Here is a 24,610-nt window from a genome sequence, read left to right on the forward strand (position 1 = left end):
CCTCGGCCGGCGCCGCCGCAGGTTCGGCCACGGCCGCCGCCGGCTCCGCCACAACAGCCGCGACCAGCGCCACCAATGCCGGCAATTCGGCAACGGCGGCTTCCGGCTCGGCATCGGGCGCGGCGACCAGCGCCACCAACGCAGGCAACTCGGCTACAGCTGCAGCCGGTTCGGCGAGCGCTGCCTCGGGCTCGGCAACCGCGGCTTCCACCTCAGCCACCAATGCCGCGACCTCCGCTTCCAATGCGGCGGCCAGCGCTGCGGCGGCATCAACCTCGGTGGCGGCGCTCGGCTACACCTTTTCCACGACCACAGCCGACGCCGATCCGGGCAATGGCACCTTGCGGCTGAACAATGCGAGCGCCGCGTTGGTGACCGCGGCCTATATCGATAATCTCGATGCCGGCGGCGCCACCGTGAGTGGCATCCTCGATGGCTTTGATGACAGCACGAACCCCATCAAGGGCCAGTTGACCCTGCGCTCGAAAGCCTCCACCGCTATCTACTATGTCTATAACGTCAGTGGCGCAGTTGTGGATGGTAGCGGCTACCGCAAACTGACGCTCGCCTATGTCAGCGGCGCCGGCACTTTGCCGACGGTGGCCAACGGCATCTGGCTGATGTTCGACCGTGCCGGCGACAGAGGCGCCGACGGGACGGGAGTAGGAGATTTTTTGGGGCCTGCGTCTTCGGCAACCGACAATATTGTCACTTTCGCGGGCACCACGGGCAAGGTGGGGAAGGATAGTGGGATCGCGGTGTCCAGCCTGGCGCCGAAGGCCAGCCCGACATTTACCGGGACGCCAACGGGGCCGACCGCAGCGCCTGGAACGAATACCACGCAATTGGCTACAACGGGGTTCGTCAAGGCTGGGTTTGATCTGAAACTTGATAGCCGACCCAACCTTGGTGTCGTCGCGCAGACGATCACCGATTGGAACAACGCCCTGGACAACGGCTGGTATATGGCCTCGGCGGCGGCTAATGCGCCAGACGGCGTAAATTGGTTCCTGGGGTTTGTGGAAGCGCACGGAAGCACTGGCTACCGGACGCAGACGGTGCATGATTTCGTCAACGACACTACGGCGGCAGACCAAAAGCTATGGCGGCGCAGGCAGGCTGGCGGTGCCTGGGGAGGATGGATCAAGCTGCAATGGTCGCAGGCCGAACAGGATGCACGCTATGTCCAGTCGTCCACGGCGTTGCTTCAGAAGTTTTATGAAAGCCCGCAACAGACCATCACATCCGGCGGGTCGCTGACGTTGGCTCATGGGCTGGGGGTGAAGCCGAAGCTCTATGCGGCCTTCATTCAATGTACTACGGCTAATTCGGGGTATTCGGTTGGTGACGAGATTCCCATTAACCCATCTCTCAATACAACTGATGCGACCGCTCAAGCTATTAGCATCGTGCCAGATGCCACCAATTTGAATGTACGGATTGGTAATGCTGCTGGCGCACTTAAAGTCCTCAACAAGGCTGGAACAGGTTTTAACGACATAACAAACGCTAGCTGGAAACTCGTTTTGAGAGCGTGGGCCTAGCTTGCGAAATGTGAGCAACGGTCTAAACGTTGGAACATGCATATTACTATTGCAGTGCAAGGCAAAATTCCCTGTCGAGGCTACGGCGGCACCCAGCGGCAAATCGATTGGCTCGCCAGCGCACTCGCATCTCTCGGACATAAAATCACACTGATTGCCGGAGTGGGCTCCACCCATCCGCGTTGCGAGGTCCGGCAGGCCGCGTCAGTAGTGGAATGTCTGGGGGCGATCCCTATCAATACTGACATCGTGCATTTCAACGGCTGGTATGATGTAGAAAGCCCGTATCGTGCGCTTTACACTCTGCACGGCTATGTTCCAAACGCCCCGAGAAAGGGGCAAAATTACAGCTTCGTCAGCGCCAGTCACGCGCATCATCATGATCGAGAAACGTTTGTTTACAACGGTTTCCCTGTGGATGCCTACCGGCTGGCAGATCGGAAAGGTGAGCGGCTGTTGTTTTTGGGCGGTATCGCGAGGGCCGGGAAGGGCCTCAACCGGGCCGTCGATCTGGCGAAGAAATTTAACTTCGAACTCGATATCGCGGGTGGCTCGAGGTGGAAGTTGCTCGGGCGCAGCCAAACCCGGAAAGAGTCTCTGTTCTTCAAGAGCTTATCGCCGCGCTACCGCTTCCACGGCACTGTCGATGGCGAGGAAAAGCTCCGATTGCTCGGCGAGGCGTACGCCTTCCTTAACCCGATCTCCTGGGCAGAGCCGTTCGGCATGGCGGCGGTCGAAGCAATGCTGTGCGGAACGCCTGTGCTGACCACTCCGTGCGGTGCGCTTGCCGAAACGGTCGATGCAGACAGCGGGCGTTTCTTCGAAACCGATGACGAGTTTGCTCACGGTCTCAATGAGATCAACAGCATTTCCGCGCGAACATGCCGTGAATCGGCAGCCGAAAGATTTCCGATCCAGAAAGCCGCAACGGCCTATCTGGAACTCTATAAACGCATCCTTGACGGCGAAGTGCTTCCGTGAGCCCGCTTTAGCCGCTCCATCCAAAATTCCTCTCCCGTGAGGAAGCGTTATAGCCGGCCAACCGACATGCCGTCGGCACAGTCAGGATCAACAGGACACTCGTCTCCTGTGCGTGATCTGTGACTGGCTAAAGTCTCCGAGCTAAATTCCACAATCTCCTGAGGTTACCCATGGACCGCAACTTCGCGCGGGCGCTTGCGCTCGTCCTCAAATCGGAAGGCGGCTGGTCCGACAATCCGGCCGATCCCGGCGGCGCAACCATGAAGGGCGTGACGCTGGCCAATTTCCGCCGCTACGTGAAGGCGGATGCGACGAAGGACGACCTTCGCCATATCACGGATGCTCAGGTGGCGACGGTCTATCGCCGCTTCTATTGGGATGCCACTGCGGGCGCCGAGCTTCCCGGCGGTGTCGACTATGCCGTCTTCGACTTCGCCGTGAACAGTGGGCCGGGCAGGGCGGCTAAATATCTGCAGGCGGCAGTTGGCACCGCACAGGACGGCAGGATCGGCCCGGCCACGCTCAAAGCTGTCGGCGCCAGGCCACCGGGCGCAGTCATCGACGATCTTTGCGATGCCCGCCTGGCATTCCTGCGGCGGCTGCCGACCTGGCGGGTTTTCGGCAAGGGTTGGAGCGATCGCATCCGGTCGGTCCGTTCCCAGGCGCTGTTGATGTCGGCGCTACAGCCCGCGGCACCTTTGCCGGGCACCCCGCCCCAGCCATCAGCGCTCTCGCCGAAGCCCGGCAGTGCGATGCCGCCGGTGTCTACCGGCGGGCGCGTCAGTCCCGTCGAACGCCTGCCGTTCTGGCGTGCGCTGCTTCAAATCCTGAAATCGATTTTCGCAAGGAGTTCGACATGATCGCCGTCTTCATCCGCATCGGCTTGCGGTACGGCGCCGGTGTTCTGGTCGCGCGTGGCCTGCTCGGCGCCGACGACGCGGCGGCATTTTCTTCCGACCCCGACATTCAAGCTGGTCTGGAGATCGCCGCCGGTCTCGCCATCGCCTCGGTCACCGAGACCTGGCACTGGCTGGCCCGCAAATCCGGCTGGGAGCACTGACATGGAAGGGTTTCAACAACTGCTCATCGCCTATCTCGAAGCCGCGAAACCCTATGCTATCGGCTTTGCCGCCGGGCTTGTCGCCGGGTGGCTGCTGTGAGCGCGCTCCTCGCCGTCCTGCTTGGCAACAAAGCGCTGCTGGGCTTCCTGGCATCGGTCATCGCCGCCCTTTGCTGGGGCGCTCACCAGCGGCTGGCCGGCGCCAGGGCCGAGCGCGGCAAACTGGCGGCCGCTGAGGCCGCGGCGCGCGCGGTCGCTGAGCAGGTGCAGAACGACGTCGGCGCATTGCCGGCGGACGCTGTTCGAAAGGAGCTGAAATCATGGGCAAGGGACTGATGGTTGCGCTGCTTGTGGCGCTTGCCGGGTGCACGACTGCTTCGGGCGGCTTCTGCGCGATTTCGAGCCCGCTGCGCCTGTCGGCCGAAGCCGTCGACGTCCTGTCGCACGCCGAGGCGAGAGCGCTCTTGGCGCACAACCGCAAGGGACAAAAGCTCTGCGGATGGAGGCCTTAGCCGATGCACGACCTCTTCGACATGCTCGGCATCAAGGGGCCGGTCGTCGCCGCCGGGCTAGCCGGCGGCGTGCTGAGAGCACTGTCGCGCCATCGCTACAAGCTGCGCGAGATGATTGCCTCGCCGATCTGCGGGGCGCTTGCGGCTGCGTATCTGACGCTGCCTGCCGTCGCCTGGTTCAGGGCAACCGGCATGCCTATCCCCGATCCGGCCGACGACACCACGACGCTCGCCGCCGCCTTTTTGATCGGCGTCTCGGCCATGTGGATTTCCGACATCGTCTTCGAGGTCATCGTGCGGCGGTTCGGCTCGGCCGGCAACGAGTGATGCACTTGAGATGCTGGAAGAAGCCAGCGACAATGCCTACCTAAGGAGCAATCCAATGGAGGTATGATATGGCGACGTCTACCGAACGTGCAGTCCTTGCCGGCGGCTGTTTCTGGGGCATGCAGGATTTGATCCGGCGCTATCCCGGCGTGATCTCTACCCGCGTCGGCTATAGCGGTGGCGATGTGCCCAACGCCACGTATCGCAACCACGGCAGCCATGCCGAAGCCATCGAGATCGTTTTCGATCCGGCCAGGATCAGCTTTCGCACATTGCTCGAATCCTTTTTCCAGATCCACGATCCGACCACCAGGAACCGCCAGGGCAACGATGTCGGAATGAGCTATCGCTCGGCGATCTTCTACACCAGCGACGAGCAGAAGCGCGTCGCCGAAGACACCATCGCCGATGTCGATGCCTCTGGACTGTGGCCGGGCAAGGTCGTCACGGAGCTTGCGCCGGTGGGCGATTTCTGGGAGGCGGAGCCAGAGCATCAGGACTATCTCGAGAAATACCCCAACGGCTATACCTGCCACTTTGTCAGGCCGGGCTGGAAGCTTCCGGTCCGCGAAAAGGCTGTTTCGTAGCGCAGCCTCTATCGTCTGCTTATCTGGCGGTCGAACTATTCTTCCGCGCGATCGGTATGCCGGCCGCCTTGTTGAGGTGGCCGTGCTCGGGCTGCCCATAGATGAACGCGCCGTGGACGGTTTTGCCATCGACCTCAGAGCCTGAGAACGCGACGGCCTCGATCTTCTTTGTTCCGGTCAGGCTCTGGTTTCGAAGATAGGCGAAGGTTCGCACCGCTTCTCCGACAATTCGATCGAGAAATGGTTTTGGCCGCCTCCCGGGCCGTCGCACGAGGCTTGGAAAGCGCTCTCGTCCCGAAACAAAATGGTGCTGTGCGCAAAGCGCCGGCATGATCTGATAGATTCGATTGAGCGAGCAGGTCATGAATCCTGGGTGAAAAAGAACGAAGTCGACCTCTCCTCTCAGATGCATGGTCCTGCGCAGCAATCTTTGCGCTGCCGATCTGGAGATGACATAGCCTGCGGCGCCCGCGTGCAGGCCATAAAGTCTGGCAAGCGAAAACCCATCATCGAGAGCGACTTCCTTGCGTCCGACCCTCACTTTGGCAAAATGCGTTTCCAGCTTGATCACATCGGCATCGCGCGGCACCCATCGATCAGAAGCAAGCAGCGAGCCGGCGCCCGCGCCGAAAACGACGTCGTCCTCGAAAACCGCGCCATATTGATCCGCGCCGTTCGCAACGATCTCCCAACACGAGCGGTGGCTCAGGAAACAGCAAACCTCAGCAGCGCTCAGCGGGCTTTTGGCGACAGAGCAGCAATCGGGGCAATCAATGGCGGAGACACGCTCAAATGGTACTCCGATCCTGCCGAACTCGGACGCGACATGCGCCAGCCGATCGCGAGAACGATCAAGATTGATCACCAGACACCTCATCAGCGCCCCCTTTGTCCGGTGATCAGTGAATATCACGTTCCCGTGATTGCACAAAATTTGCTTACGTGCGGGGCAGTGGGTAGCGGCGTACGGTGCCCCGGTTGATTTCGGAGGTTGGGTGGACATTGACGGCGTCCCCCGCGTGGCGCGAGCCTTTACCGTGCGCGCCTAGACGAGTCGCCCTAGAAGCCGAAGAATTGCCGACCGATCACGTATCCGAGCGCGACGACCACAAGGGGAAACAGGGCGGGCGTCAGCCGACCAAGAGCGGAGGTCTTTGGCTGTTGTCTGGAGATGGTCCTGGGTGCATTGCCGAGATTCTTGGTCATCCGGTATAGTAGCAAGCGCTGATTAACGATTCCGTAACCCGATCGAGGCCGCCGCGGCTTTTCGCGTTTCTGGCGCGACCTTGACAATGCCCAGCCCATGACGCAACTGGGCCGTCTTTGAGAGCATTGTGAGGCAAGGTCAATGCGGCTGATTCAACGTCATGTCGATTTGGTTTGCATCGGCGCTGGTTCGGTTGCCGGCACCGGTCGCCCACAGGACGAAGTCCTGCACGCTTCGGTCGGTCCCGAAATGCCTCGGGTCCATTTTCCCGCGACCCCTACACACCGCATCCTTGACGGCGAAGCGCTTCCTTGACGACCGGCGATCCAATCCTCTTCGTCGGCTTCCCCGCGGTCGGCGACTTCGTCCGTTGCCATTCCGCCATCCAGATCATTGCCGCGCGATTTCCTGATCGCCCCATAGATGTCGTCACCTCGCCCGTTGCAGCGCCGCTGGCGCGCCTGATGCCGCATGTCAGGAAGGGCTGGGCGCTTGCCAAGCGTCATCAGCGCCCCGGTTTTGGCGAGCGCAGCCGCCTGGTTGGCGAGTTGCGCAAGGAAAATTACCGTACGGCCTATCTGATGACCAGCAGCACCAAGGCGGCGCTGATGGCGTTCATGGCCGGAATAGAGGAGCGCATCGGCTATCCGCAGGAGTTGCAATTCGGCCTCCTCAATCGCTTCCCCGCCGGCTGGTTGGCCCATCTATGGGCCTTCGGACCCCGCAAGACGCGGCTGTTCGAGGAGGTCTGCTCGATTGCCTCGCTTGGCGAAAAGCCGGCTTCGGGCGCAGAGTGGCCGGCGCCCCGGCTTGTGGTCGATCCGGCCGAACTGGACGAATGGCGCCAGCACAAGAAGATCGATGCCGACCGACCGGCACTGGCGCTCTATACTGCCGACATTGAGAATTTCCGCTCATGGCCCGTCGAGCGCTTCATTTCGATCGCCAGAGACCATCATGATCGCGGCTGGGCAATCTGGATTGTAGGCGGACCGCGCGAGCACGCCGGTGCCGCAAAAATCCGCGCCGCCATTCCTGAGGCAATCGACTTCACCTCGACCCCGTCGATTGCTGACGCGATGTGCCAAATCGCTGCGTCGACCATGTTCCTCGGGGTTGATGGCGGGATTTCCCACGCCGCCGCTGCCCTGAACGTCCCATGCGCGCTCATCTACGGGCTGAATCGCCCCTATGTGCATGGGCCTGTAAACAACCATGTTCGCTTTATCGAACCGCCGCTTTCGACGCCCAGCTGGGTCAAGGACACGCGCGGCGTCAGCGAAACTCGGGTGAGGGAGGTTCTGGCTGACCTCTCAGCCGGTATTGCCAACTGACCGGTGGCCTCGCCGGCCCCAAGCGTCTGATCAAACGCTCCGTGGGGGCAACCATAGCCCCGTTTCGGGTTTACCCCTTGACACTACCCCTTGGCCCTGCGGTTTTCGGGCTCGTGATTGCCGACCCAATGTGCACGGATGCGGTCGCTGGCTTCAAGGTAGGCCATGTCGATGAGGTAGGTCAGAAGCTTCTGGCCGTCGGCTTCGGCTTTCTGCCGAAGCTCCCGCAGTATCCCTTGCGCGAACTGCAGGTTCTCCATTTTGCTCGGCTGGTCCATCGGTGCTCCCCCAACGTCTGCGTATGAACTTTGCGCTGGCTATGCTTGCATGAAGATTGCCGTGAAGTGGATATTGCACGTGCGGACCGCGATCCTGCGAAGGCGCTGGCTGCATGAAAACCGCCCCATCCGGCTTCAAGATTCGCTACACTATTTGACGGAAAGAAAATAAACAAAGCGTTCTTTTGTACAAGACAGGAAGATTCCTTCAGTTCACACCATGAGATACTTGGACAGCATAGTTGACGTAACGATATTGCGTGGCCTTAGGCTCTCGTTTCGAAACAAAACGTAGCATCGTTGCAACCACAAGACGAATTCCAGCTGACCGGGGCCGCTCCGTAGTCAATCGCCGGTTACAAACGGCACCGGGTCTCAGCCCAGGGCTTTGGCCAACCCATCGTTCCACGGCAGCGCAGGCCGGATGATCTACCGCCCGCCTTGGCTTGACGCCAAGGCGGGCTTTTTGCGTTTGGCTTCTACCGGGTGAAATGTTGTCGGACCCGGTCCTGTCGGCATCGGGCGGTTTCGAGAATGAATTTCCTGCCTGCCGGCTTTCTGCGCCGCTCGCGCTAGGCCGACTTGCGTTGCGGCAAGCTAGACGGCGTCTCGACACCGTCAGAAATCGGTTCGGCTGTCCGGTTTGTCGGCTCGTCATCGACCCGGTCGTGCTCGAATTGCCGGGCGGCAGGCAAGGGTTGCAACCAGTGCTCACGGCGATTGACCCAGAGTTCATAGCTGGGCTCCAGCCCTTCGGTGGGCACCTCATCGAGGCTGCCAATCGTCACTTCCACCTCATTCTCACGAACCAAAGGGACCCGGCCGCCGCAGGTGGGACAAAAACTTCTGTCGCCGTAGCTGTTGACGATACCCGTCGTTTCGAACGCCTCGAGCGGCCACACTGCAAACGCCGAAAAAGCCGACCCGCTAGCCTTGCGGCAGTCCTTGCAATGGCAAAGGCCAATCCGAAAGGGATCTCCCGTCACCGAAAACTGGATGCCGCCGCACAGGCAGCTGCCGCTCCGCCTTGTATCATTGGGCATGACCGCTCCTCCATCTGGTTGGGCATCACACCGCTACATCTTGCAGCGCCATGCGCACAATCAATTCACGCGCGGCGCAAGGGTTCCATGTCGCCTCGCGCAATGCATCGTCTGAACCCGGGAGCGCCATGGCAACGACCGCCGCAAGGCTGCTGGATATGTCAGTTCGGGAAATCGAACACCGGTTCCCGGCACCAATAGACACGGCACTGGCCATCACGTGTCGGAACGGAGGCAGCGACCGGCACCTCCGGCCAGTCGCACTCGTTGCCGTATTGGCGGACATAGCGATCGTAAGTATTCCGGCCGGTCGTCAACACCGCCGAGTGATGGCTCTGGATCAGGTGCTGCGTCTCCTCGCAGCTCATCGAACGCGTGTCGGGTCGGGCGTAGGCCGTGCTTGTTGCTGCAAACAACGCCGTTCCAATGATCCATGCGATTGTTTGGGATGTCATGGCGATCCTTATCCTAAAATACGGCCAGGTATTTCAACAGCGAAATGATGCCGATAATGATGACAACGATCTGCGCGATCTGCCTCGTGCGGCCATCGAGCGGCAGACGCTGGATGAGATAGAGCACCAGGATGATCACCAGGAAAGTGATCAGAATGCCGATAAGTACCGATGAAGCCATGTCCCTCACTCCGTCTGGCTACGTCTGAGAAGAGTACGCAGCGGCAAACGCTCTGGCCCTTGATTGGTTCCTGTCGATGCGAAGCCATCGGCGCAGCGTAAAGGCTGCGAAACAACGTTCCGCGGCCTTTGAAGCTGGATGCCGATCAGGGCCTGTTTGCCGCAATGTTGTCGTTTGCCATCGGCGACACAGTTCCAGGCAACTTGTTGCTGGCGTCAGGCGGGGCTAACGGGAGAACCGCCTCGGGTTGACGAGCTTCCGACAAAGACGGCCTGAGTTGCGCTTCGTTGTCGACATTTGCGCGAGCCCTGAGATCCGGCGCCGCCCGGCGGGTGATCGCCTTTTCTGAGGAGAACAATTGCCGTCCCAAGGGGACGACGGGAACCGAAACCTCGCACGTGCATCTCAGCTACCGCGGAACGGGCAAATCGAGCAGGTGGGGAATTTGGGGTAGGGGAATACGTCATCCAACATGCGGGGATTGGAATCCCAGGTGTCGGGCCCGCCAGTTTGTTGGAAGCGTTGCCCGTTGCAGCCTACACCATCGACACACAGGGCCGCATCACCTTCTACAACGAGGCCGCCGAACCTGAGTGGGACGACGCGCCGCGGTTTTGGCTCCGTCGTGCTCAAGCGGGTTGCACCACAAGCGCTTAGCGGCACCGGACAACTGGAATTTGGGGAACAAGGCGTCGTCTGGACGCTCCAGGCGCCGCTGCGCTCGGTCCAAATCTCTCTCGCGGATTTTGTCGATTGAAAGAGCGGGTCGCGCCTTAGGACAATCCCAGCAGGGGAGCGGTTTGGCCGCCTGTGGTGTCGGAATTGCCGATGCCAGACAGTTCGTGCTTATCGTCGGCAAGCGAAGTCAATCTCCCCGCCTCGACGGAGGTCAGTCCGTCCAATTCCATCACCGCGCCGTAGAGTTGGGCCGTCTGCATCACAAGCCGCTCGACATCTTCAAGGGCGACGTTCTCGTCCAGGTTACGCAATCGTATGTCCTCGGCAACCACCGCAATATTGACCATTCCGCGCGAGCGCAGCGCGCCCAGGACCCGTGAATTGAGATCCTCCCGTAGCCGAGCCGAATATCCGTAGCGCATGGAAACCTTCCTTTCAGGAGCCGGTTGTCCCGTCGTGGTCAAGATGCGCCAACGACCTTCCGATGGCAAGAAGAATATAAAATATTCTCAGGTAAATCAAGTAGTTAGCAGACTGCGCGGGTTGTGCTATCGGCGTGTCTTCCTCATCGTTGGTCTTGTATGTGAGTCACCCATCAGCCTCTCTTGACGCGCTGCACGGGGACCCCTAGCTATACTGCAATTGAGACACATACTAACTCACCATATTTTTGGTCTTGACGGTTGGAGGCGCGAATGGCCGAGCTGGAACGACCCGAGCGACTGCAGATCATGCTGACAGCCGAGGAATTGGCTGCCTTGGAAAACTGGCGCTTCGAAAAGCGCATGCCAAGCCGGTCCGCGGCGGTGCGGGAACTGCTGCGGCGCGGCCTGGATGCGGATGGATTCCTGACTGCGGGACAAGGAACTAAGTCTCAGGACTTTGGAATTCTGGGCAGCAGTGTGACTGGCGACGGCCAGTCGGGCGAGTAATCCGACGGCGGTTAGCCAACAATCGCTTTTTCTGGAAGTGCCGCTACCAATTTATTGCAGTGGCGGAAACGCAAAGCGGGTCGGCTCTCGGCAGGGTACTGGTCTCAGCAGGGTACTCTTGGCGTATGGTTGCAAAGCCCGCTCCGGTTCGCCGGAGCGGGCTTTTTGCGTTTTCCGAACAGGAAATGGTCGCGATCGCTTTCAGATACGCTCAAGGTTCTCTTCGCACTCCATGCACGTGACGCTGTGACCGGGGCACCTGAGCCGGTGTGTTCCTCCAGGGCAGCAATGGCCGTTCGAGCTCGCCCACCGGGCACAGACAAACACCTTGCGGGTTCCGTGGCATTGTGGACATTCTATCGGACGCGCCAGCAGAGCCTCGTTTTCCGAGACACGGCATTCCCTCTCAAGAACCTGGACCATCTGAAACCCCAAGGCCGAAATACGGCTAAGCTATCCATACCCGGAAAGCCTAAATTAGAATTTAATCACATAGATCACGAGCCTTCCGAGGGGGAAGTTTCGCGGATGGCGATCTCAGTCCGCCGCAGTCCGCCGCGCGTGTCTCATTCCCAATTTCGGCCGTCTCAAGATCAAGCTCCGGTTGCTCCCGGCATCGGTCGACCCGCGATTTTGCCCACCGATTTTCGCATTCGGATCGTTATAGGCTTTCGCTTTGCTGGAGCGGCGTTAAAGCTGCCCGGCAAATGCCTGAGCGGGAACAGTCCGTTCCTGCGTCGGTTCGTTTGGACAAGGATGTCTGCCAATGACATTGATGGGCGCAGCGGCACTTTTGATCCTTGTCCTGACTTATGCCGGCGTCGCAGTCGGGCGTATTCCAGGCCTCCGTCTCGACCGGGCAGGGATCGCCTTGCTGGGGGGGGCGGCGATGATCGCCATCGGCGCACTCAGTATGGAAGATGCCTATCGCGCCATCAATTTCGACACCATTACGCTGCTGCTCGGCATGATGATCGTGGTGGCGCATCTGAAGGTGTCCGGCGCCTTCCGGGCGCTTGGCGCCTACGCTATCGAGCATGCGCACGCGCCTTTCGTGCTGCTGGTGATGGTGACGCTGTTGACCGGCGTGTTGTCGGCGTTCCTGGTCAACGACGCCATCTGCCTGGTCATGGCGCCGATCGTCGTCCACGTCACCCGTGTCATCAATCGCAATCCCATTCCCTATCTGATCGCCACCGCCACCGCGTCCAACTGCGGCAGCGTCGCCACCATCACCGGCAACCCGCAGAACATGGTCATCGGCGCGCTGTCGGGAATTTCCTACCCAGCCTTTTCGGCCGCCCTGGCGCCGGTTGCCCTCTTCGGCCTCGTCGCGGTCGTCGTCATCGTGCGCATCGTCTACCGCGCCGAATTCGCCCGCCCCGCCGATCTCAACCCGGAAGTCTATCGCGGCCGCATGCTGCCGGGACAGGTGCTGAAGGCGGTGGTTGTCTGCATTGGCCTGGCCATCGCCTTCTTCGCCGGCGTTCCGGTTGCCAAGGCAGCGCTCATCGGCGGGGCCATCCTGCTGCTCACCCGCGCCATCAAGCCGGCCCGCATCTACCGCGAGATCGACGGCCCGCTGCTGTTCATGTTCGCCGGCCTGTTCATCGTTGTCGCCGGCGCCGAAAAGACGCTGCTGACGCCCGACATCATCGCCTCGGCCAAGAACCTCGGGCTGGACGACGTCTGGCGTCTATCGGGCTTCACCGCGGTGCTCTCCAACATCATGAGCAATGTTCCGGCCGTGCTGGCGCTGCGGCCATTCATACCCGGCCTTGAAAACCCCGGGCGTGCCTGGCTGGTGGTGGCGATGAGCTCGACGCTGGCGGGCAACTTCACCTTGCTCGGCTCAGTCGCCAACCTGATCGTCGCCGAACAGGCGCGGGCGGCCGGCACGCAGCTGTCCTTCTCAGCCTTCTTCAAGGTCGGCCTGCCACTGACGCTGCTGACCCTTGCCGTCGGGACGGCATGGCTGGCGGCTGGATTCTAGAGCAATTCCAGGAAAAAGTGTGAAGCGGTTTTTCGGTCCGGAATTGCGTCAAAACAAAGAGATAGCGTGTTTCGCCGTCTTCATTAAACGATGAACGCTCTAGCGGATAGTCGCCGATCCTGACCTTGCCCGAACCAGCGTTGCAGCGGCATGTCCGGCCGCCTCGACATAGTCGGGGTTGCGGTGGATCAGCATGATCGAGAACGCGCCGTCCATCAAAAGCACGATTTCGCGCGCCAGGGTCTGCGGCTCGTCGACGCCGTGGCCTGTGAGTTCGCCGGCCAGCCAGGTCTCGAAATTCTGCTTATGCCGCGCCCCCGCTTTAACGGCCGGGTGTCCGGGCATGGAAGCGAGTTCGGCTGCCGTGCGCAGAAAGCCGCAGCCTCTCCATTTCGGGTGCTTCGCCACGCGCGCCAGATTGGTGAAAATCGCCTCGACCTTGCGCTCGACATCGCCTTCGGCCGTCTCGAACCAGCCGGCCATCTGCTTGAGGTTCGGCTGGTCGCGACCGTCGAGATAGGCCGCGATCAAATCGTCCTTGCTCTTGAAATGATAGTAGAGCGTGCGCTTGGTCAGCCCGGCTTTTTCCGCCACTGCATCGACGCTGACGCGGCCGATCCCCTCGGCATAGAACAGCTTCGTTGCGGCATCGACAATGCGTTTGCGGGTGGGGTTCGGTGCTTCGCTCATAGGGCAAGTATACCGACTAGTGAATATACATACAACCGAAAGCCTGATCCTCTCCGGTCGACAAACACAGGGAAGGAAAAGACATGACCGAGCTTGTGCTCACCGAGGCCCGCGACGGGATCGCCATCCTCACACTTAATCGGCCGGAAAAGCTCAACGCCTTGAACTATGCGCTGATTGATCGCCTGCTTGCGCTCCTCGATGCCGCCGAGACCGACGATGCCATCCGCGCCATCATCCTCACTGGAGCAGGAGCGCGCGCCTTCTCCGCCGGCGCCGACATCCTTGAATTCTCAGGCAGCGTGGCCATCGGCGTCGACGTTGCCCTGCGCGACTTCGTCATGCGCGGACAGCGGCTGACTGCAAGGCTGGAGGCATTCCGCAAGCCCGTCATCGCCGCCGTCAACGGCATCGCCTTCGGCGGCGGCTGCGAGATCACCGAAGCCGTGCCGCTCGCTATCGCCAGCGACCGCGCCTTGTTCGCCAAGCCTGAGATCAACCTTGCAATGCCGCCTGCTTTCGGCGGCACGCAGCGGCTTCCGAGGCTGGCAGGGCGCAAGCGGGCGCTCGAGCTGCTGTTGACCGGCGATTGGTTCCCGCCGCCGCGCGCCCTCGAACTCGGCCTCGTCAATCAGGTGGTGCCGCATGAGGAGCTGATGCCCGCCGCAATTGATCTCGCCCGGCGCGTGACCAGGCATTCTCCTGCAGCAATTGCCTCGATCCTCACAGCAGTGGCGCGCGGCCTGAACCAGAGCATCGCGGATGGCTTGGCTGTCGAGGCCGAGCAGTTCGCCCGCATGGCTCCGACCGCTGATCTGCGCGAAGGGCTGGATGCCTGGATCGCACGGCGCCAGCCGGGCTGTGACGGCTCGTGGACACACATCACCCGGCCGGATGAAGCCAGGCGAGCCTCAACGCAGCAGGACGGGCTTGCGGACCTGGATCAAGGCGCCGTCACGGCCACATGACCTTTCATGTTGGGGTGGAAGCGGCAGAAATATTCGACCGCTTCCGCCTTCCGCAGGGTCAGGCTCGCTGTTGTCTTCGGCGGGATCATCACTTCCCAGCCACCCTTGACCGTAGCCGTATGTGCGAACACGTCCTTGTTCACCCACTTGATCGTGTCGCCGACCTTCGCGTCGACGGTGGCCGGCGAAAAGACAAGTTTGTCGATGGTGACCTGGATGGTTTCGGCCTGCACGGGTGAGGTCCCGAAGACCAGCGCCAGTGCAATCCACAGCTGCCGTTTCGACATGGCCTGGTCCTTACTTCAGCATACCTGCAACATGCTCGGCGTGCTGTTCATGGCCCTGGAAAATCTTCAGGCCGGTCTCCAGCAGGCTCTTCAACTCGGTATTACTGGCCGATGGGATCAAAAGGGTTTCAAGCGCGCCGTCGACCTGTTTGTGGTAGGCGATCTCGTTGTCGACATAGGCTTTGTCAAAGGCTGCGCCGTCGAGTTTGGCGAGCTTCGCCCGCTCCTCGGCCGCAGCCTTGGTCAGCGCCTGGCTGGTTGCGTTGTCTTCCGGCGTCACCTTCAGCTTCTTTACCAGTTCCAGTGCCTGCGCGTTGACCGCTTCGTGGTCGCGCACCATGTCGTTGGCGAAATCCACGACCTCCTTGGTCTTCGATTTCTTGATCGCCTGCTTGGCGGCTTCCACATCGATGACGCCTGCCGTGTAGGCGATGTGGGCGATCTGCGGGTCCGTCGGCTTGTCGGCGGCTTGTGCGAGCGGGGCAGCGCCAAGCAGCAGCAAGGCAGCGAGGGCGGCGGTGTGTCGGGTAAGCATGGCATCTCCTTCGCCCGGACGCGGGATCGCGCCGGGCCATGTTTTTCAGTTGACGGTCATTGGATGCGCAGCGGCGGCAAACGTTCCCGGGGAAATCGGCCAAATCAGCCGATGATCAGCTCTCCAGGCCGAGCCGCTGCATGACGGCGCTGGTCAGCCTGTCGCAGCGCCGGCCGGCAAACGGGAAGGCGTCGAGCAGCACCGGCCCGATCTGGTAGTCGAGTGCCTTGCGTACCAGGGCGCGGGCGCGGTGTAGCCTTGTCTTGACGGTTTCCGGCCGCACGCCAAGCAGCTCGGCGGTCTCCTCGATACTGAGCCCCTCGATAACCCGCGCCACGAACACCGTCCGATAAACATCGGGTAGGCTGTCGGTCGCCCGTTCCACCAACTCGAGGATCTGCCGCTGCGCCATCGTCCGCTCCGGATCGTCGCTGGGATTGAGGGGGAACTGGATGATTTCGGCTTGCGGGTTTTTCGCCACCGTCCGCCGCCTTTTGCGCAGACGGCCGAGCGCCTCGTTGATGACGATGCGCGACAGCCAGGTGGCCAATGAGGACTCCCCGCGAAAGGCATCGAGATGGGCAAAGGCTCTGACATAGGCCTCCTGGACGATGTCCTCGGCTTCGGCATCGTTGCGCACCACCCCGCGAGCGATGCGATAGAGCCGCTGATTATGGGTCTTCATGATGATGCGGAAGGCGTTGCCTTCGCGTGCCAGCGCGCGGCGCACGAGAAGCATCTCGCTTGAGGCAGCAGTGGGCATTGGTAGAGACATAGCAGGCATGGCCAGTTCCTCGATCCAATCCCCGTTCGAAACCTCATCAAGACATTGGATGACATCGCCGGCAAAAGGTTCCCGGCCATTTTCGCGCGGCTCCGACGGCGCCTAGAATACTGCTTCCGCCAGCGGCTTGTCAGCAGCCTGCGCTCGTGCCGTTGCCGCAAGCAGATCGGTCTGCGTGATCAGGCCAAGGATGCGGCTGTCCCCGTCCACGATGATGACTGCATGGGTGCGGCCGTCGGTGAGCACCGGTAGCAGGTCCATGGCGGGCGTACCGGCGGCGGCGGTAGACGCTGTCGACGTAACGCTTCCGACGGCTTCGTCGGCTCGCGCCAATTCCCTCAATCCAACGGTGCCGACCAGCCTGGCGTCCTTGTCTACAACCGGCAGCGTGCGGATATTGTGGTCGAGCAGCAGATGACGCGCCCGATCGGCGGACGCGTGTTCATCGACCGAAATCACGTCGCGCGACATGATGTCCTCGCACAACATGGTTCGGTGTGCGCGCATCGTCGCTTGCAGTTCGACCTGTCGCAGCAGTTGTTCGAGATCGTTGCGGTCGATGTCGAAGGTCTCGTCGAGCGCAGCCAGCGCGGCATCGATGTCCTCGGCCCGGAAGCCGATGCGCTCCTGAGCCGGCGGATCGCTGGTTCCGTGCGTGCTTTTCGGGGCAGGGGCCGGCACATGCGGGTAGCTGCGTCGCGACAGCCTGTGGAAAGCATAGCCGAGCGCGACCAGCATCATGGAGTTCAGCGCCACCGGCACGAACGGAAACAGGAAGCCGGCACCGATCACGGCCGGCCCGCCGAGCACGGCGGTCAGTGCGGCGGCTCCGCCCGGCGGATGCAGGCAGCGTGAGAACGACATGGCGGCGATCGCCATCGCCACGGCAATGCCCGTGGCGAGAACGGGCTGATGGACGAAATGGGCCACGATCACGCCGACCAGCGCCGATATTGTATTGCCGCCGATGATCGACCATGGCTGCGCCAGTGGGCTTGCAGGCACCGCGAACAGCAGCACCGCCGACGCCCCCATCGGCGCCACCAGCAGCGGCACATGCGGGCCATTGCCAAGCACCAGCGCGCCGATCGCGCCGGTCAGCGCAATGCCGATCATCGCCCCGATGCAGGCGATGAGGCGCTCGCGCAGCGTCGCGCCGGCGAGAATGGGGACAAAGAGACGAAAGGCCATGGCAAGCTCAGTCCGGCTGGAATTGTGCGCGCAGCGCCTGCAATGGCGTTGGACCGACGATTTTGAAAGTCAAACCGATCCGAAAAAGCGCGCGTTGGGGAAATAACATTGCGCTTGGTCGACCCATGAGCGGGTTGCGAGGTCGATCGTCCTACGAAAGTCGCTCGCCAATCCGTTCAACGGGTTAAGCCGGCTAGCGGAATCAGCTTGGCAAGTTTGCTGGTGTCATGCCGCAGCGGCCGCTTCCAGCCCGCGCAGGATATCGGCCTTGAGGTCCTCGACATCCTCGAGTCCGATCTGCAGCCGGATCAGCGGGCCGTCATAGGGGCCCTTGGCGACGGTACGGTCGCCGAGGAAGACCGGCACGGCAAGGCTCTCATAGCCGCCCCAGGAATAGCCGAGACCGAAGATTTTCAAGGCATCGAGGAAGGCATGCTGCTGTCTCTGGCCGCCGCCTTTGAGCACGATGGAAAAGATGCCGCTCGAGCCGGAAAAATCACGCTTCCACACCGCGTGGTCGGGGTGGCTGGGAAGCGCCGGGTGCAGCACGCGGGCCACGCCGGGCTGGCCTTCAAGCCAGGTGGCAATCGAAAGCGCGCTCTTTTGATGGTGATCCAGCCGAACGCCCATCGTGCGCAGGCCGCGCAGGACTTGGTAGACGTCGTCGGGGCCGGCGCAGCAGCCCATCGTGTAGAACGTCTCGCAAAGCTGCTTCCAGCAGTTGGCATTGGCAGACACTGTGCCCAGCAGCACGTCCGAATGCCCGGCCGGATATTTCGTCGCCGCATGGATCGAGATATCGACGCCGTGGTCGAGCGGACGGAAATAGAGCGGCGTTGCCCAGGTGTTGTCCATCATGACGATGGCGCCCGTTTCATGCGCCGCCTTGGCGATCGCCGGAACGTCCTGCACCTCGAAGGTGTTGGAGGCCGGTGATTCCGTAAACACGACTTTGGTGTTCGGCTTGATCAAGCTGGCGATGCCGGCGCCGGCATGCGGATCGTAATACTCGACCTCGACACCCAGCCGCTTCAGCATCGTGTCGGCGAAATTGCGGGTCGGATGGTAGACGGAATCGACAATCAGGATGTGATCGCCTGCCGAGAGAAACGCCAGCGACGGGACGGTCACCGCCGCCAAGCCCGACGGCACGATTATTGTGCCGGCGGAGCCTTCCAGCGCGTCGATCGCATGCGCCAACGCATCGGTGGTCGGCGTGCCGCGTGTGCCATAGGTGTATTTCTGGCTGCGCGCCGCCATCACCGACGCATTGGGATAGAGCACGGTCGAGGCATGCACGATCGGCGGATTGACGAAGCCGAAATAGTCGTGCGGATTGTTGCCCGAATGGGCAAGCCGCGTGTTGATACCCGTTTCGTTGCCGTCAGTCGCCATTGCTCTTCGCCTTGTGGTGAAAGCGCTAGCCATAGAGCGGCGGCATTGGCCGTGCAACAGCGGGCGCCCGCCACGCGGTGCCCTTTGCATAGGCCAATTCCCCTGTGAATAGTCTCTGGAACGCGTGGCAATCCAGAGCCGCGGATTTCATGAGTGGATGTGGATTAGCGTCGACGGACTTTGCCGTTTTTGTTTGCGGGGCTTGCTGCTTTCCTGAGGGTATTGTCCGCAATTCAGCATTTGCGGCAATTGGTTTTCAAAGCTGTCGTGAAACGGTCATTTCCCTTGACCTCACAGAGATAATCGCCTTCGATGCAGTTCGTGAATGGGAGGGGCCGGGCGTCGGTTACGACGCGAGGTTCCGGAATGAGCCGGATGGGAGCCGGGTTCACGCGGGAAAAGATCAGGATTTGCCTGAGGATCAGGGTTTACCTGAAAACAGAAAAGGGTCTGTGGGTTATGAAACATATTGCAATTGGCATTCTCGGTGCCGCTGCGCTTGGATGGATGGCTTCGGCCGCGTCGGCGACAACGCTCGATACCGTCAAGGCGAAGGGCTTCATCCAGTGCGGTGTCTCGACGGGCCTGGCCGGCTTCTCGGCGCCTGACGACAAAGGCGATTGGAAAGGCATCGACGCGGATTTCTGCCGCGCTGTCGCTGGTGCAGTCTTCGGCGATGCCTCCAAGGTCAAGTTCACGCCGCTCAGCGCCAAGGAGCGCTTCACCGCGTTGCAGTCGGGCGAGATCGATCTCCTGTCGCGCAACACCACATGGACCATCAATCGCGATACCGCGCTTGGCCTGAACTTCATCGGCGTCACCTATTATGACGGCCAGGGTTTCATGATCAACGCTAAGAAACTGCCTGGCGTCAATTCGGCGCTGCAGCTTTCAGGTGCGGCAGTCTGCGTGCAGAGCGGCACCACCACCGAGCTCAACCTCGCCGATTACTTCAAGGCGAACAAGATGGAGTACAACCCGGTCGTCTTCGAAAAGCTGGAAGAGGTCAACGCTGCCTATGACGCCGGCCGCTGCGACGTCTACACCACCGACCAATCCGGCCTCTATGGCATCCGCCTGACGCTGAGTGCGCCGGCCGACCATGTCGTGCTGCCCGAGATCATCTCCAAAGAGCCGCTCGGCCCCGCCGTACGCCAGGGGGACGACCAGTGGTACCACATCGTCAAGTGGACCTACTTCGCCCTGTTGCAGGCAGAGGAACTGGGCATCACCCAGGCCAATGTCGAAGAGATGAAGACCTCGGATAATCCGGAGATCAAGCGCGTGCTCGGTCAGGAAGCCGAAACCAAGATCGGAACCGACCTTGGCGTGAGCAATGACTGGGTCGTCAACATCGTCAAGGCAGTCGGCAATTACGGTGAGATGTTCGAGCGCAATGTCGGCACCGGCAGCCCGCTAAAGATCGCGCGCGGCATCAATGCGCTGTGGACCAAGGGCGGCCTGCAATACGCACCGCCGATCCGCTGATCGAAATGTGATCCGGAAGGCAGATCATCTGCCTTCCGGTTTCTCTTTCCAGGGGATGAGCAATGGCGTCGCAGGAAGTTCTTCGCGAGGAGCCGAGCCGCGGTTCCTTCATCAACGATCCGAAAGTCCGCGGGTTTTTCTTCCAGGCGGTGGTTGTCATCTTGCTGGTGGCGGGCGTCTGGTGGATCGTCCACAACGTCATCGTCAACCTGCAGCGCCTGCATATTACTTCCGGTTTTGGCTTTCTGAACAACCGAGCAGGCTTTGACATTCCAGTCAGGCCCATCGCTTATGATTCCGATTCGACCTATGGCCAGGCCATTGTCGTCGGGCTTATCAACACCATTATCGTCGCCGTTGCCGGCATTATCACCGCGACCATCATTGGCTTCATTGTCGGCGTCGGCCGGTTATCGCGCAATTGGCTGGTTCGCAAGATTTGCACGGTCTATGTCGAGGTGTTCCGCAACATCCCGCCGCTGCTGGTGATCTTCTTCTGGTATTCAGGCGTGCTCGCGGTGCTGCCGGCGCCTCGCGACAGTTTCAATTTGCCGTTCGGCTCTTTCCTCAACCAACGCGGTTTCTATTTTCCGCGCGCTATCTGGGGCGACGGCTCCTGGCTGATGTTTGTCGCCTTGCTTGTCGGCATCGCCATGGCTTTTTTTGTCGCGCGCACGGCACGCCAGCGGCAAATGGCAACCGGCCAGCAGTTTCCCGTATTCTGGACTTCGGCGGCGCTGATCGTCGGCCTTCCGCTCCTGGCCTATGCGCTGAGCGGCTTTCCCTTGAGCTTCGACTTTCCAAAACAATCGACCTTCAACCTGACCGGAGGCTTTCAGATCGGGCCGGAGTTCCTGTCTCTCTATTTGGCGCTGTCCTGTTACACGGCCTCCTTCATCGCCGAGATCGTGCGCGCCGGCATTCTCGGCGTCAGCAAGGGTCAGACCGAAGCGGCTGGCGCCCTGGGGCTGCGGCCGGGATCTATCCTGCGGCTTGTCGTCGTTCCCCAAGCCATGCGGATCGTCATCCCGCCGCTGACCAGCCAGTATCTCAACCTGACCAAGAACTCGTCGCTGGCCATTGCCATCGGTTACCCCGACCTGACGGCGATCGCCGGCACAGTGCTGAATCAGACCGGTCAAGCGGTCGAGGGTGTGCTGATCATGATGGTCGTCTATCTCATCATCAGCCTGGTGACGTCGGCGGTGATGAATGTGGTCAACGCCAGGATGGCGCTGGTGGAGAGGTAAGACCATGCAGGAACATGATACCTCCTGGGTGCGGACCGAAATGGCACTCGCTCAACAAGCCCCGGCCGGCGTGCGAGGGCCTTTGGCCTGGGTTCGCAAGAACCTGATCGGTTCGGTGGGCGACGTCATCCTGACTGTAGTGGCTATTGCGCTGGTGGTGATGATCGTGCCGCCTATCGTCAACTGGGCCTTCATCAACGCCCAGTGGACGGGGCCGGACCGGACTGTATGCGCCACGGTGGCGCAAGGCGGCATCCAGCCGGACGGTTGGTCAGGCGCCTGCTGGGCCTTCGTCAACGCGAAGTTCGGCCAGTTGATGCTTGGCCGCTATCCCCTGGAAGAGCGCTGGCGGCCGATCCTGGTCGCCGTCCTGTTCGTGGCGCTGCTGGTCCCGTTGCTGATGCCACGCGTGCCGCGCAAGGGGTTGAACGCCATTCTTCTATTCCTGGCACTGCCGATCATCGCGTTCGTGCTCCTGGTCGGCGGCATCTTCGGCCTGCCGCATGTGGAGACCCAGCTATGGGGCGGGCTGCTGGTGACGCTGAGCCTGTCCTTTGTCGGCATTGCCGTGTCGCTGCCGATGGGCATCGTGCTGGCGCTTGGCCGGCGCTCCAAGATGCCGATCGTCAAGACACTGTGCGTGGTCTTCATCGAGTTCGTTCGCGGCATCCCGCTGATCACCGTTTTGTTCTTTGCCAGCGTCATGCTGCCGCTGTTTCTGCCCGCCGGGGTTTCGTTCGACAAATATCTCAGGGCGCTGATCGGCGTCTCGCTGTTTGCCGCCGCCTATATGGCCGAAGTGGTGCGCGGCGGCCTGCAGGCGATCCCCAAGGGCCAGTATGAGGGTGCGGATTCGCTTGGCCTGGGCTACTGGCAGAAGATGGTGCTGATCGTGCTGCCGCAGGCACTGAAGCTGGTCATCCCCGGCATCGTCAATACCTTCATCGGTATGTTCAAGGACACAAGCCTCGTCATCATCATCTCGATGTTTGACCTGCTTGGCGTCGTCAAGCAGAACTTCTCGGACGCCAATTGGGCGACGCCACAGACCGCGAGATCCGGTCTCATCTTTGCAGCCTTCGTCTTCTGGCTGTTCTGCTTCGGCATGTCGCGCTATTCGATGTACACGGAACGCCGGCTCGACACCGGCCACAAACGTTGATGCATGTCGCCCAAAAGTGTTTAGCGGTTTTGGGACAACGACATGCATCATAGCTAAAAGACAGAACAAAAAGGGGAACCTGCCATGGTCATAGAAAACGCCGTCAGCGCCGAAGAGATCAAGGTCGATGCCAAGAAGATGCACATCTCGACCACCGATGTCGCAATCGACATCATCGGCATGCACAAATGGTATGGCGAGTTCCATGTGCTGAAGGACATCAACCTCAAGGTGATGCGCGGCGAGCGCATCGTCATCTGCGGTCCTTCGGGCTCGGGCAAATCGACCATGATCCGCTGCATCAACCGGCTGGAAGAGCACCAGAAGGGCAAGATCATCGTCGACGGCAAGGAACTCACCAACGATCTCAAGAAGATCGACGAGGTGCGCCGCGAGGTCGGCATGGTGTTCCAGCACTTCAACCTGTTCCCGCATCTGACCATCCTGGAGAATTGCACATTGGCACCGATCTGGGTGCGCAAGACGCCGAAGAAGCAGGCCGAGGAAATCGCCATGCACTTCCTCAAGCGCGTCAAGATCCCCGAACAGGCCAACAAATATCCGGGCCAGCTGTCGGGCGGCCAGCAGCAGCGCGTGGCGATCGCGCGTTCCCTGTGCATGAACCCGCGCATCATGCTGTTCGATGAGCCGACCTCGGCGCTCGATCCAGAAATGATCAAGGAAGTGCTGGAGACGATGGTGGGCCTGGCCGAGGAAGGCATGACCATGCTGTGCGTCACCCACGAAATGGGCTTTGCCCGCAAAGTCGCCAACCGGGTGATCTTCATGGATCAGGGCCAGATCGTCGAGCAGAACACGCCGGCCGAGTTCTTCGACCATCCGCGCCACGAGCGCACCAAGCTGTTTCTGTCGCAGATCCTGCACTGAGCATTTTCATGCGAAGCAAAAGAGCCCGGCCGTAATGCGGCCGGGCTCTTTTGCTATCTGGGGTCGGGATTGATCTTCTCCATTGAAACACAAAGCCGCCGCCGCATGAGAAAAGCCCTGCGTTTCGTGGCCATGCTGATTATCGTGGTCGCGCTCGCTGCCACGCTCGGCACGCTGGTGCCGCGTCCGCTGTGGCCGGCGTCAGCGGCGGGTGAGGGCACGCGCCATATTCTGGTGCTGGAGAATCCGATCCACACCGACATCGCCATTCCCGTCGATGACGAGGTGCGCCGGCGCTTCCATTTCCTGGTCGCTGCCGGCATCCCTGTCGACGCCCCGGAAGTGCGCTACATCGTCTTTGGCTGGGGCGGCCGGGCCTTCTATCTGGAGACGCCGAGCTGGTCGCAGCTGAAGACAGTGCCCGTCCTCAAGGCGCTGACACTGGACGCCTCGGTCATGCATGTCGATATCGCCGGGGCCATCGCCGAGCCGCACCCTGCTGTCACCGGTTTCGACATCGATGAGGAACGTTTTGCAGCGCTGCTCGACTATATCGACGCGAGTTTCCAGCAAGGGCCGCATGGTCCGGTCGTCATCGAGAACGCCGCCTATTCCAGCTTCGACCGCTTCTTCGAGGCGAACGGCCATTTCAACGCGCTTGTCGGCTGTAACACCTGGACAGCCGCCGGCCTGCGCACCGCCGGCCTGCGCACCGGCTGGTGGAACCCGCTGCCGGCCTCGCTGGGCTTGTCGATGCGGTTTTATAACTAGCAGTCCTTCATCGCACCGCGACAGTGTTGGATCTTTTGAAGCCAGCGGGACAGCACCCCCCTCTGGCCTGCCGGCCATCTCCCCCGCAA

The 24,610-nt window shown here is 61.1% G+C and carries 30 protein-coding genes; 17 read left to right on the forward strand and 13 right to left on the reverse strand.

Features of this window, described 5'->3' with window-relative positions:
- On the reverse strand, positions 1-220 hold a 220-nt coding region (locus tag NKI61_RS19140), incomplete at its 3' end, for a hypothetical protein (protein WP_198021317.1).
- Positions 221-278: 58 nt separating this feature from the next.
- Between NKI61_RS19140 and NKI61_RS19145 the strand changes: the two genes are divergently transcribed.
- The 8 genes from NKI61_RS19145 to msrA all read left to right on the forward strand — a co-directional run bounded on the left by NKI61_RS19145 (position 279) and on the right by msrA (position 5,011).
- A complete protein-coding gene (locus NKI61_RS19145; RefSeq protein WP_023749134.1) occupies positions 279-1,544 on the forward strand; it encodes a pyocin knob domain-containing protein in 1,266 nt (421 codons plus the stop codon).
- 36 nt (positions 1,545-1,580) lie between these two features.
- Positions 1,581-2,525, forward strand: coding sequence for a glycosyltransferase (locus NKI61_RS19150; RefSeq protein WP_031253300.1), 945 nt, complete (start codon positions 1,581-1,583; stop codon positions 2,523-2,525).
- 170 nt (positions 2,526-2,695) lie between these two features.
- The gene (locus NKI61_RS19155; protein WP_023739180.1) at positions 2,696-3,385 is read left to right on the forward strand and encodes a glycoside hydrolase family 108 protein; all 690 of its coding nucleotides are present in this window, start codon (positions 2,696-2,698) and stop codon (positions 3,383-3,385) included.
- Positions 3,382-3,585, forward strand: coding sequence for a Pam3-gp28 family putative phage holin (locus NKI61_RS19160; RefSeq protein WP_023689878.1), 204 nt, complete (start codon positions 3,382-3,384; stop codon positions 3,583-3,585). The genes NKI61_RS19155 and NKI61_RS19160 overlap by 4 nt, the downstream gene beginning before the upstream one ends.
- A 96-nt stretch (positions 3,586-3,681) precedes the next feature.
- On the forward strand, positions 3,682-3,921 hold the full coding sequence (locus NKI61_RS19165) for a hypothetical protein (RefSeq protein WP_023684348.1): 240 nt from the start codon (positions 3,682-3,684) through the stop codon (positions 3,919-3,921).
- Positions 3,906-4,097, forward strand: a complete 192-nt coding sequence (locus NKI61_RS19170) for a hypothetical protein (RefSeq protein WP_023820024.1) — start codon at positions 3,906-3,908, stop codon at positions 4,095-4,097. Before NKI61_RS19165 ends, NKI61_RS19170 begins: the two co-directional genes overlap by 16 nt.
- Positions 4,098-4,100: 3 nt before the next feature.
- Positions 4,101-4,424 (forward strand): hypothetical protein, encoded by a 324-nt coding sequence (locus NKI61_RS19175; RefSeq protein ID WP_023689880.1) that lies wholly within the window; start codon positions 4,101-4,103, stop codon positions 4,422-4,424.
- Between the two features lie 68 nt (positions 4,425-4,492).
- Positions 4,493-5,011: a peptide-methionine (S)-S-oxide reductase MsrA gene (msrA, locus tag NKI61_RS19180; RefSeq protein ID WP_023671461.1), complete on the forward strand. Its 519-nt coding sequence runs from the start codon at positions 4,493-4,495 to the stop codon at positions 5,009-5,011.
- A 19-nt stretch (positions 5,012-5,030) separates the two neighbouring features.
- Here msrA and NKI61_RS19185 read toward each other — a convergent pair whose 3' ends face one another.
- Positions 5,031-5,876: a glycosyltransferase family 25 protein gene (locus NKI61_RS19185; protein WP_352840289.1), complete on the reverse strand. Its 846-nt coding sequence runs from the start codon at positions 5,874-5,876 to the stop codon at positions 5,031-5,033.
- Between the two features lie 653 nt (positions 5,877-6,529).
- On the opposite strand from NKI61_RS19185, the gene waaF reads away from it, so the two are divergent.
- Positions 6,530-7,552 carry a lipopolysaccharide heptosyltransferase II gene (waaF, locus tag NKI61_RS19190; RefSeq protein WP_352760406.1) on the forward strand — a complete coding sequence of 341 codons (1,023 nt, stop codon included), beginning with the start codon at positions 6,530-6,532 and terminating at the stop codon, positions 7,550-7,552.
- 83 nt (positions 7,553-7,635) lie between these two features.
- On the opposite strand, the gene NKI61_RS19195 is transcribed toward waaF, so the two are convergent.
- The 5 genes from NKI61_RS19195 to NKI61_RS19215 form a co-directional block, all read right to left on the reverse strand.
- Complete coding sequence (locus NKI61_RS19195) at positions 7,636-7,830, reverse strand: hypothetical protein (protein WP_023835341.1); 195 nt, start codon at positions 7,828-7,830, stop codon at positions 7,636-7,638.
- A gap of 572 nt (positions 7,831-8,402) precedes the next feature.
- Complete coding sequence (locus NKI61_RS19200; RefSeq protein WP_023715175.1) at positions 8,403-8,873, reverse strand: GFA family protein; 471 nt, start codon at positions 8,871-8,873, stop codon at positions 8,403-8,405.
- Between the two features lie 161 nt (positions 8,874-9,034).
- On the reverse strand, positions 9,035-9,328 hold the full coding sequence (locus NKI61_RS19205) for a hypothetical protein (RefSeq protein WP_023814798.1): 294 nt from the start codon (positions 9,326-9,328) through the stop codon (positions 9,035-9,037).
- Positions 9,329-9,341: 13 nt separating this feature from the next.
- Positions 9,342-9,509 (reverse strand): Thivi_2564 family membrane protein, encoded by a 168-nt coding sequence (locus tag NKI61_RS19210; protein ID WP_023671469.1) that lies wholly within the window; start codon positions 9,507-9,509, stop codon positions 9,342-9,344.
- A 773-nt stretch (positions 9,510-10,282) separates the two neighbouring features.
- Complete coding sequence (locus NKI61_RS19215) at positions 10,283-10,609, reverse strand: hypothetical protein (RefSeq protein WP_023727873.1); 327 nt, start codon at positions 10,607-10,609, stop codon at positions 10,283-10,285.
- A 273-nt stretch (positions 10,610-10,882) separates the two neighbouring features.
- On the opposite strand from NKI61_RS19215, the gene NKI61_RS19220 reads away from it, so the two are divergent.
- Positions 10,883-11,119 carry a hypothetical protein gene (locus NKI61_RS19220; protein ID WP_023671471.1) on the forward strand — a complete coding sequence of 79 codons (237 nt, stop codon included), beginning with the start codon at positions 10,883-10,885 and terminating at the stop codon, positions 11,117-11,119.
- 766 nt (positions 11,120-11,885) lie between these two features.
- Positions 11,886-13,112 (forward strand): anion transporter, encoded by a 1,227-nt coding sequence (locus tag NKI61_RS19225; RefSeq protein ID WP_031194071.1) that lies wholly within the window; start codon positions 11,886-11,888, stop codon positions 13,110-13,112.
- Between the two features lie 99 nt (positions 13,113-13,211).
- Here the strand turns inward: NKI61_RS19225 and NKI61_RS19230 are convergent, their stop codons facing one another.
- A complete protein-coding gene (locus tag NKI61_RS19230) occupies positions 13,212-13,802 on the reverse strand; it encodes a TetR/AcrR family transcriptional regulator (RefSeq protein ID WP_023727874.1) in 591 nt (196 codons plus the stop codon).
- An 83-nt stretch (positions 13,803-13,885) separates the two neighbouring features.
- On the opposite strand from NKI61_RS19230, the gene NKI61_RS19235 reads away from it, so the two are divergent.
- Positions 13,886-14,770, forward strand: a complete 885-nt coding sequence (locus NKI61_RS19235; protein ID WP_352840290.1) for a crotonase/enoyl-CoA hydratase family protein — start codon at positions 13,886-13,888, stop codon at positions 14,768-14,770.
- Here NKI61_RS19235 and NKI61_RS19240 read toward each other — a convergent pair.
- The 5 genes from NKI61_RS19240 to NKI61_RS19260 all read right to left on the reverse strand — a co-directional run bounded on the left by NKI61_RS19240 (position 14,746) and on the right by NKI61_RS19260 (position 18,962).
- Entirely contained in the window at positions 14,746-15,057 is a 312-nt protein-coding gene (locus NKI61_RS19240; RefSeq protein WP_023689894.1) for a cupredoxin domain-containing protein, read from the reverse strand. The genes NKI61_RS19235 and NKI61_RS19240 overlap by 25 nt on opposite strands.
- Before the next feature lie 10 nt (positions 15,058-15,067).
- Positions 15,068-15,592, reverse strand: coding sequence for a DUF4142 domain-containing protein (locus tag NKI61_RS19245; protein ID WP_023743963.1), 525 nt, complete (start codon positions 15,590-15,592; stop codon positions 15,068-15,070).
- A 115-nt stretch (positions 15,593-15,707) separates the two neighbouring features.
- Positions 15,708-16,376: an RNA polymerase sigma factor gene (locus NKI61_RS19250; RefSeq protein WP_352840291.1), complete on the reverse strand. Its 669-nt coding sequence runs from the start codon at positions 16,374-16,376 to the stop codon at positions 15,708-15,710.
- A gap of 102 nt (positions 16,377-16,478) precedes the next feature.
- Positions 16,479-17,567, reverse strand: coding sequence for an HPP family protein (locus NKI61_RS19255; RefSeq protein ID WP_352840292.1), 1,089 nt, complete (start codon positions 17,565-17,567; stop codon positions 16,479-16,481).
- Between the two features lie 225 nt (positions 17,568-17,792).
- Positions 17,793-18,962, reverse strand: coding sequence for a cystathionine beta-lyase (locus NKI61_RS19260; protein WP_352840293.1), 1,170 nt, complete (start codon positions 18,960-18,962; stop codon positions 17,793-17,795).
- A gap of 459 nt (positions 18,963-19,421) precedes the next feature.
- On the opposite strand from NKI61_RS19260, the gene NKI61_RS19265 reads away from it, so the two are divergent.
- The 5 genes from NKI61_RS19265 (at position 19,422) to NKI61_RS19285 (ending at position 24,521) form a co-directional block, all read left to right on the forward strand.
- Positions 19,422-20,450, forward strand: coding sequence for an amino acid ABC transporter substrate-binding protein (locus NKI61_RS19265; RefSeq protein ID WP_023671480.1), 1,029 nt, complete (start codon positions 19,422-19,424; stop codon positions 20,448-20,450).
- Positions 20,451-20,512: 62 nt separating this feature from the next.
- Positions 20,513-21,700 (forward strand): amino acid ABC transporter permease, encoded by a 1,188-nt coding sequence (locus tag NKI61_RS19270; protein ID WP_023671481.1) that lies wholly within the window; start codon positions 20,513-20,515, stop codon positions 21,698-21,700.
- Between the two features lie 4 nt (positions 21,701-21,704).
- Complete coding sequence (locus NKI61_RS19275; protein ID WP_023705694.1) at positions 21,705-22,862, forward strand: amino acid ABC transporter permease; 1,158 nt, start codon at positions 21,705-21,707, stop codon at positions 22,860-22,862.
- 84 nt (positions 22,863-22,946) lie between these two features.
- On the forward strand, positions 22,947-23,750 hold the full coding sequence (locus NKI61_RS19280) for an amino acid ABC transporter ATP-binding protein (protein ID WP_023671483.1): 804 nt from the start codon (positions 22,947-22,949) through the stop codon (positions 23,748-23,750).
- Positions 23,751-23,855: 105 nt separating this feature from the next.
- Positions 23,856-24,521, forward strand: coding sequence for a TIGR02117 family protein (locus tag NKI61_RS19285; RefSeq protein WP_352497266.1), 666 nt, complete (start codon positions 23,856-23,858; stop codon positions 24,519-24,521).
- Positions 24,522-24,610 lie beyond the last annotated feature (89 nt).

This window comes from Mesorhizobium sp. M0514 (assembly GCF_040321145.1).
In the GTDB taxonomy this organism is placed as follows: domain Bacteria; phylum Pseudomonadota; class Alphaproteobacteria; order Rhizobiales; family Rhizobiaceae; genus Mesorhizobium.

What these genes read in the sequence shown, in the direction of transcription:
- NKI61_RS19265 (WP_023671480.1), top strand. Translation starts at nt 19,422, where the DNA reads ATGAAACATATTGCAATTGGCATTCTCGGTGCCGCTGCGCTTGGATGG.
- NKI61_RS19230 (WP_023727874.1), bottom strand. Translation starts at nt 13,802, where the DNA reads ATGAGCGAAGCACCGAACCCCACCCGCAAACGCATTGTCGATGCCGCA.
- NKI61_RS19215 (WP_023727873.1), bottom strand. Translation starts at nt 10,609, where the DNA reads ATGCGCTACGGATATTCGGCTCGGCTACGGGAGGATCTCAATTCACGG.
- NKI61_RS19160 (WP_023689878.1), top strand. Translation starts at nt 3,382, where the DNA reads ATGATCGCCGTCTTCATCCGCATCGGCTTGCGGTACGGCGCCGGTGTT.
- NKI61_RS19245 (WP_023743963.1), bottom strand. Translation starts at nt 15,592, where the DNA reads ATGCTTACCCGACACACCGCCGCCCTCGCTGCCTTGCTGCTGCTTGGC.
- NKI61_RS19280 (WP_023671483.1), top strand. Translation starts at nt 22,947, where the DNA reads ATGGTCATAGAAAACGCCGTCAGCGCCGAAGAGATCAAGGTCGATGCC.
- NKI61_RS19210 (WP_023671469.1), bottom strand. Translation starts at nt 9,509, where the DNA reads ATGGCTTCATCGGTACTTATCGGCATTCTGATCACTTTCCTGGTGATC.
- NKI61_RS19250 (WP_352840291.1), bottom strand. Translation starts at nt 16,376, where the DNA reads ATGCCTGCTATGTCTCTACCAATGCCCACTGCTGCCTCAAGCGAGATG.
- NKI61_RS19255 (WP_352840292.1), bottom strand. Translation starts at nt 17,567, where the DNA reads ATGGCCTTTCGTCTCTTTGTCCCCATTCTCGCCGGCGCGACGCTGCGC.
- NKI61_RS19195 (WP_023835341.1), bottom strand. Translation starts at nt 7,830, where the DNA reads ATGGACCAGCCGAGCAAAATGGAGAACCTGCAGTTCGCGCAAGGGATA.
- NKI61_RS19240 (WP_023689894.1), bottom strand. Translation starts at nt 15,057, where the DNA reads ATGTCGAAACGGCAGCTGTGGATTGCACTGGCGCTGGTCTTCGGGACC.
- NKI61_RS19200 (WP_023715175.1), bottom strand. Translation starts at nt 8,873, where the DNA reads ATGCCCAATGATACAAGGCGGAGCGGCAGCTGCCTGTGCGGCGGCATC.
- NKI61_RS19270 (WP_023671481.1), top strand. Translation starts at nt 20,513, where the DNA reads ATGGCGTCGCAGGAAGTTCTTCGCGAGGAGCCGAGCCGCGGTTCCTTC.
- NKI61_RS19170 (WP_023820024.1), top strand. Translation starts at nt 3,906, where the DNA reads ATGGGCAAGGGACTGATGGTTGCGCTGCTTGTGGCGCTTGCCGGGTGC.
- NKI61_RS19175 (WP_023689880.1), top strand. Translation starts at nt 4,101, where the DNA reads ATGCACGACCTCTTCGACATGCTCGGCATCAAGGGGCCGGTCGTCGCC.
- NKI61_RS19220 (WP_023671471.1), top strand. Translation starts at nt 10,883, where the DNA reads ATGGCCGAGCTGGAACGACCCGAGCGACTGCAGATCATGCTGACAGCC.
- NKI61_RS19150 (WP_031253300.1), top strand. Translation starts at nt 1,581, where the DNA reads ATGCATATTACTATTGCAGTGCAAGGCAAAATTCCCTGTCGAGGCTAC.
- NKI61_RS19205 (WP_023814798.1), bottom strand. Translation starts at nt 9,328, where the DNA reads ATGACATCCCAAACAATCGCATGGATCATTGGAACGGCGTTGTTTGCA.
- msrA (WP_023671461.1), top strand. Translation starts at nt 4,493, where the DNA reads ATGGCGACGTCTACCGAACGTGCAGTCCTTGCCGGCGGCTGTTTCTGG.
- NKI61_RS19285 (WP_352497266.1), top strand. Translation starts at nt 23,856, where the DNA reads ATGAGAAAAGCCCTGCGTTTCGTGGCCATGCTGATTATCGTGGTCGCG.
- NKI61_RS19235 (WP_352840290.1), top strand. Translation starts at nt 13,886, where the DNA reads ATGACCGAGCTTGTGCTCACCGAGGCCCGCGACGGGATCGCCATCCTC.
- NKI61_RS19260 (WP_352840293.1), bottom strand. Translation starts at nt 18,962, where the DNA reads ATGGCGACTGACGGCAACGAAACGGGTATCAACACGCGGCTTGCCCAT.
- NKI61_RS19155 (WP_023739180.1), top strand. Translation starts at nt 2,696, where the DNA reads ATGGACCGCAACTTCGCGCGGGCGCTTGCGCTCGTCCTCAAATCGGAA.
- NKI61_RS19275 (WP_023705694.1), top strand. Translation starts at nt 21,705, where the DNA reads ATGCAGGAACATGATACCTCCTGGGTGCGGACCGAAATGGCACTCGCT.
- NKI61_RS19225 (WP_031194071.1), top strand. Translation starts at nt 11,886, where the DNA reads ATGACATTGATGGGCGCAGCGGCACTTTTGATCCTTGTCCTGACTTAT.